The sequence below is a fragment of the Pseudomonas sp. dw_612 genome (assembly GCF_018449725.1).
In the GTDB taxonomy this organism is placed as follows: Bacteria; Pseudomonadota; Gammaproteobacteria; order Pseudomonadales; family Pseudomonadaceae; genus Aquipseudomonas.
Window position 1 is genome coordinate 154,020 of sequence record NZ_JAAVVC010000016.1, and the last position, 6,081, is coordinate 160,100.

A 6,081-nucleotide genomic window follows, 5' to 3' on the forward strand; every position below is an offset into this window, starting at 1 on the left:
CCGTCCTCTTGTGAGTGGACGGTATTCTGGCGTTTTAGAGGTGAACAACGTGGAGCTTTTATCTGGCGGTGAGATGCTCGTCCGCTTTTTGCGTGACGAAGGCGTCAAATATATTTACGGGTACCCAGGTGGTGCTCTTCTTCATGTCTACGATGCCCTGTTCAAAGAACCGGAAGTGACCCACATCCTGGTTCGTCACGAACAAGCGGCTACCCATATGGCTGACGGCTATGCCCGTGCCACCGGTAAAGCCGGCGTGGTACTGGTGACTTCCGGTCCTGGCGCAACCAATGCCATCACCGGTATCGCCACTGCCTATATGGACTCCATTCCAATGGTGGTCATTTCCGGCCAGGTGCCTAGCACCATGGTAGGTACCGACGCGTTCCAGGAAACCGACATGATCGGTATCTCCCGGCCGATCGTGAAGCACAGCTTCATGATCAAGCACGCCTCGGAAATCCCGGAAGTCATGAAGAAAGCGTTCTACCTGGCGCAATCCGGTCGTCCGGGCCCGGTCGTGGTCGATATCCCGAAAGACATGACCAATCCGGCCGAGAAGTTCGAATACATCTTCCCGAAGAAAGCCAAGCTGCGTTCCTACAGCCCGGCCGTTCGCGGTCACTCCGGGCAAATCCGCAAGGCAGCCGAAATGCTGTTGGCGGCCAAGCGTCCGGTGATGTACGCCGGCGGCGGCGTGATCCTCGGTGGTGGCTCTGCGCCGCTGACCGAATTGGCGAAGATGCTCAACCTGCCAGTGACCAATACCCTGATGGGTCTGGGTGCCTACCCTGGCACCGACCGTCAGTTCATCGGCATGCTCGGCATGCACGGCAGCTACACCGCCAACCTGGCGATGCACCATGCAGACGTGATCCTGGCTGTTGGTGCACGTTTCGATGACCGCGTGATCAACGGCCCGGCGAAGTTCTGCCCGAATGCCAAGATCATCCACATCGACATCGACCCGGCTTCGATTTCCAAGACCATCAAGGCTGACGTGCCTATCGTCGGTCCGGTCGAGAGCGTCCTGACCGAAATGGTCGCGATCCTCAAGGAAATCGGCGAAACCCCGAACAAGGAGTCCGTGGCCAGTTGGTGGAAGCAGGTTGATGAGTGGCGCGGTGATCGCGGCCTGTTCCCTTACGACAAGGGCGACGGCAGCGTCATCAAGCCGCAGACCGTGATCGAAACCCTGTGCGAAGTGACCAAGGGCGATGCCTATGTTGCTTCGGACGTGGGCCAGCACCAGATGTTCGCCGCGCAGTACTACACGTTCAACAAGCCGAACCGCTGGATCAACTCCGGTGGCCTGGGCACCATGGGCTTCGGTTTCCCGGCGGCCATGGGTATCAAGTTGAGCTTCCCGGATGCCGACGTTGTCTGCGTGACGGGCGAGGGCAGCATCCAGATGAACATCCAGGAACTGTCCACCTGTCTGCAATATGGCCTGCCGGTCAAAATCGTCATCCTGAACAACGGTGTTCTGGGTATGGTTCGCCAGTGGCAGGACATGAGTTACGGTAGCCGTCACTCGCACTCTTACATGGAATCGTTGCCTGACTTCGTCAAGCTGGCCGAGGCCTATGGTCACGTCGGCGTGCGCATCACCGAATCGAAAGATTTGAAGTCGAAGATGGAAGAAGCGTTCGCCATGAAGGATCGTCTGGTGATCATCGATGTTTCGGTCGACACCAGTGAGCACGTCTACCCGATGCAGATCAAAGACGGCTCCATGCGCGATATGTGGCTGAGCAAGACGGAGCGTACTTAATCATGCGGCACATTATTTCCTTGCTTCTGGAAAACGAACCCGGCGCTCTGTCTCGTGTAGTCGGCCTGTTCTCGCAGCGCAACTACAACATCGAAAGCCTGACCGTGGCCCCGACCGAAGACCCGACCCTGTCGCGCCTGACGTTGACCACTGTTGGCCATGATGAAGTGATCGAGCAGATCACCAAGAACCTGAACAAGCTGATCGAAGTGGTCAAATTGGTCGACCTGTCGGAGAGTGCTCACATCGAGCGTGAACTGATGCTGGTCAAGGTCAAGGCCACCGGCGCACAGCGCGCCGAGATCAAGCGCACGACCGATATTTACCGTGGGCAGATCGTCGATGTCAGCGCCAGCGTGTATACCGTTCAATTGACCGGTACCAGCGACAAGCTCGACAGCTTCATTCAGTCCATCGGCACCGCGTCGATTCTGGAAACCGTCCGTAGCGGCGTAACCGGCATTGCTCGCGGCGACAAAGTACTCAGCATCTAAACCAAATTAGTGAATGGCCTGAACGGCCTGGATATATAGGGGAATTTCATGAAAGTTTATTACGAAAAAGACTGCGACCTGTCGATCATCCAGGGCAAGAAAGTTGCCATCATCGGTTACGGTTCCCAAGGCCACGCTCAAGCGTGCAACCTGAAAGACTCCGGCGTTGATGTAACTGTCGGCCTGCGCAAAGGTTCGGCTACTGTTGCCAAAGCCGAAGCTCACGGCCTGAAAGTGACCGACGTTGCTTCCGCTGTTGCAGCGGCCGACCTGGTCATGATCCTGACCCCGGACGAGTTCCAGTCTGCTTTGTACAAAAACGAAATCGAGCCGAACATCAAGAAAGGCGCCACCCTGGCCTTCTCCCACGGCTTCGCGATCCACTACAACCAGGTTGTTCCGCGTTCCGACCTCGACGTGATCATGATCGCGCCGAAAGCTCCGGGCCACACCGTGCGTTCCGAGTTCGTCAAAGGCGGCGGTATCCCTGACCTGATCGCTATCTACCAGGATGCTTCGGGCAACGCCAAAAACGTTGCTCTGTCCTACGCCGCTGGCGTTGGTGGCGGTCGTACCGGCATCATCGAAACCACCTTCAAGGACGAGACCGAAACCGACCTGTTCGGCGAACAAGCCGTTCTGTGCGGCGGTACCGTTGAACTGGTCAAAGCCGGTTTCGAAACCCTGGTTGAAGCTGGCTACGCGCCGGAAATGGCCTACTTCGAATGCCTGCACGAACTGAAACTGATCGTTGACCTCATGTACGAAGGCGGTATCGCCAACATGAACTACTCGATCTCCAACAACGCTGAGTACGGCGAGTACGTGACCGGTCCGGAAGTGATCAACGCCGAATCCCGTCAGGCCATGCGTAACGCCCTGAAACGTATTCAGGACGGCGAGTACGCCAAGATGTTCATCAGCGAAGGCGCGACCGGCTATCCTTCGATGACCGCCAAGCGTCGTAACAACGCCGCTCACGGTATCGAAATCATCGGCGAGCAACTGCGCTCCATGATGCCGTGGATCGGTGCCAACAAGATCGTCGACAAAGCCAAAAACTAAGTCGCACGCTTGTACGGAAAACGCGGCCTAGGCCGCGTTTTTTCGTTTGGATCGCCGGTTCTGGTATAAAGCTGCATCGTTTGTGGCCGAACCGTCGTCCCAGACACCTGTCGAAACTTTCCACCCTGTTGCAAGGTAATGTCCATGAGCGAACGTCCCGAAGAGCCAAAACAGGCTCCTGACGCCGAAAGTCTGCTGCCCATCGATGAACACATCGAGGAAGGGCATGACGCTGAAGGTCGTAAAGTCCGGCATCGTGGTATCTATCTTCTGCCGAATCTGTTCACCACTGCGAACCTGTTCGCAGGGTTCTATTCCATCATCAACTCGATGAGTGCGCAGGCTGCCTTGAGCGCCGGTGACTCAGTCAGTGCGAGCAAGTATTTTGGTTTCGCGGCCATCGCTATTTTCGTCGCCATGGTGCTCGATGGCCTTGATGGTCGGGTTGCCCGCATGACCAATACCCAGAGTGCCTTCGGTGCCGAGTATGACTCGCTGTCGGACATGGTCGCCTTCGGTGTTGCGCCGGCGTTGCTGGCATTCGGTTGGGCCTTGGGCGATATGGGCAAGGTTGGCTGGATGGTTGCCTTCATCTATGTCGCGGGCGCGGCGTTGCGTCTGGCGCGGTTCAACACTCAGGTGGGCACTGCGGACAAGCGCTACTTCATTGGTCTGGCCAGCCCGGCCGCTGCCGGTGTGGTGGCGGGGATTGTCTGGGCATTCAGTGATTACGGCATCCAGGGTTCGAAGATGTCGTTCCTGGTGGCGTTGATGGTCGCGGCTGCCGGGATGCTGATGGTCAGCAACATCAAGTACAACAGCTTCAAGGAGCTGGACTTGAAAGGGCGTGTGCCTTTCGTGGCAATCCTCGCCGTGGTGTTGGTGTTCGCCGTGGTGTTCAGTGATCCGCCGCGCATTCTGCTGTTGGTATTCCTCGGGTACGCGGCCTCTGGCCCGGTTCAATATCTGTTACGTCTTCGTCGGCACAAAAACGCCGAGTGATGTAATTTCCCTCATACTCCGCAGTCTGTTGGTGCATCTGTCCTCCAATGCTGCGGAGTAGCCATGCTGATCAAAGTCCCTAAAGCGTCCGACTGCCATGAGTCGGACGTTACGCCTGAATCCTTCTATCTTTCTCGTCGCAATGTGCTCGGTGCTGCCGTGGCCGGCTTGGCCGTGAGCAGTCTTCCGCGTTGGGCCCGTGCTGATGACGCGGCGCGTTATGCCGATGTAGCGCCCGGTAAGGCGCCTTCCTGGTTTGCGGAAAAGCTGCCTTCTACTCAATGGGGGGCGGTCAACGTCAAGGATGAGGCGATCACGCCGTTCAAGGACGCGACCCATTACAACAACTTCTATGAGTTCGGTACCGATAAAGGTGATCCGGCAGCCAATGCCGGCGCGCTGAAGACCGAGCCGTGGAGCGTGGTGGTGGACGGGGAGGTGGGCAAGCCGGGAAGGTATGCGCTGGAAGACTTCATGAAACCTTATCAACTGGAGGAGCGGATCTACCGTCTTCGCTGTGTGGAGGCGTGGTCGATGGTGATTCCCTGGATCGGTTTTCCTATCTCCGCGTTACTTAAGGAAGTCGAGCCTACTTCCAAAGCCAAATTCATTCGCTTTGAAACCCTGGAGAATCCCAAGGTCATGCCCGGGCAGCGTTCCGGATTTGCCTTGATCGACTGGCCTTATGTTGAGGGGTTGCGTCTCGATGAGGCGATGAATCCGTTGGCGATTCTGGCTGTAGGCATGTATGGCCGCGAGTTACCGAATCAGAATGGCGCGCCGCTGCGTTTGGTGGTGCCGTGGAAGTACGGCTTCAAGAGCATCAAATCCATCGTCCGGATCAGTCTGGTCAGCGAACAGCCGAAGACGACCTGGCAGAGTATTGCTTCGGATGAGTATGGGTTCTATGCGAACGTGAACCCTACGGTCGACCATCCGCGCTGGACTCAGGCGCGGGAGCGGCGTTTGCCGAGTGGTCTGTTCAAACCCAATGTGCGGGACACGCAGATGTTCAATGGGTACTCGGATGAAGTCGCTTCTTTATATGCCGGGCTCGATTTGCGGAAGAACTACTGATGCGTTTTCCGTTTTGGCGAATAGGCGTCTTTATAGCTGCAGCGGTTTGGCCATTGTTTTGGTTGTATCAGGCTTGGGCGGATGTGCTGGGGCCTGATCCGGGCAAAGTGCTGGTTGATCGGCTGGGGCTGGGGACGCTTGTTGTGCTGCTGATGACATTAAGCATGACGCCCCTGCAGAAATTGACCGGTTGGGCGGGGTGGGTGGCAGTCCGGCGGCAATTGGGATTGTGGTGTTTTGCCTATGTCGTCCTGCATATGAGTGGGTATACGGCATTCATTCTTGGTTTTGATTGGTCGCAGTTGGGCGTCGAGTTGCGTAAGCGGCCTTACATTATTGTCGGGACGCTGGGGTTTCTCTGTTTGCTGGCGTTGGCCGTGACATCCAATCGTTACAGTCAGCGGCGTTTGGGCGCTCGCTGGAAAAAGCTGCATCGACTGATTTATGTGATTCTCGGTCTCGGGTTGCTGCATATGTTGTGGATCGTTCGCGCGGATCTTAAGGAGTGGGCTGTTTATGCTTCTATAGGTGCATTGCTATTAGTGCTGCGTCTGCCCCCTGTGGCCCGTCGAATCCCGCGATTAATGGCTAAAAAGGCACCTTCTGCAAGAAAGGCGTAATTAGGTGTTGACGGCAGATTCTGGAAGTCTATAATTCGCCCCACTTCCG

General features: G+C 56.6%; 6 protein-coding genes. All 6 read left to right on the forward strand.

The genetic code is table 11. The annotated features are described in order from the left end of the window. The first annotated feature begins 49 nt into the window (after window positions 1-49). The 6 genes from HB680_RS22685 (at window position 50) to msrQ (ending at window position 6,032) form a co-directional block, all read left to right on the forward strand. A complete protein-coding gene (locus HB680_RS22685; protein WP_213940718.1) occupies window positions 50-1,774 on the forward strand; it encodes an acetolactate synthase 3 large subunit in 1,725 nt (574 codons plus the stop codon). 2 nt (window positions 1,775-1,776) lie between these two features. Then, window positions 1,777-2,268, forward strand: coding sequence for an acetolactate synthase small subunit (ilvN, locus tag HB680_RS22690; RefSeq protein WP_003176102.1), 492 nt, complete (start codon window positions 1,777-1,779; stop codon window positions 2,266-2,268). 48 nt (window positions 2,269-2,316) lie between these two features. After that, window positions 2,317-3,333 (forward strand): ketol-acid reductoisomerase, encoded by a 1,017-nt coding sequence (gene ilvC, locus HB680_RS22695; protein ID WP_123404988.1) that lies wholly within the window; start codon window positions 2,317-2,319, stop codon window positions 3,331-3,333. 144 nt (window positions 3,334-3,477) lie between these two features. After that, on the forward strand, window positions 3,478-4,335 hold the full coding sequence (pssA, locus tag HB680_RS22700) for a CDP-diacylglycerol--serine O-phosphatidyltransferase (RefSeq protein WP_213940719.1): 858 nt from the start codon (window positions 3,478-3,480) through the stop codon (window positions 4,333-4,335). Between the two features lie 63 nt (window positions 4,336-4,398). Beyond that, the gene (gene msrP / locus HB680_RS22705) at window positions 4,399-5,412 is read left to right on the forward strand and encodes a protein-methionine-sulfoxide reductase catalytic subunit MsrP (protein WP_213940720.1); all 1,014 of its coding nucleotides are present in this window, start codon (window positions 4,399-4,401) and stop codon (window positions 5,410-5,412) included. Then, window positions 5,412-6,032: a protein-methionine-sulfoxide reductase heme-binding subunit MsrQ gene (msrQ, locus tag HB680_RS22710; protein ID WP_213940721.1), complete on the forward strand. Its 621-nt coding sequence runs from the start codon at window positions 5,412-5,414 to the stop codon at window positions 6,030-6,032. Before msrP ends, msrQ begins: the two co-directional genes overlap by 1 nt. Window positions 6,033-6,081 lie beyond the last annotated feature (49 nt).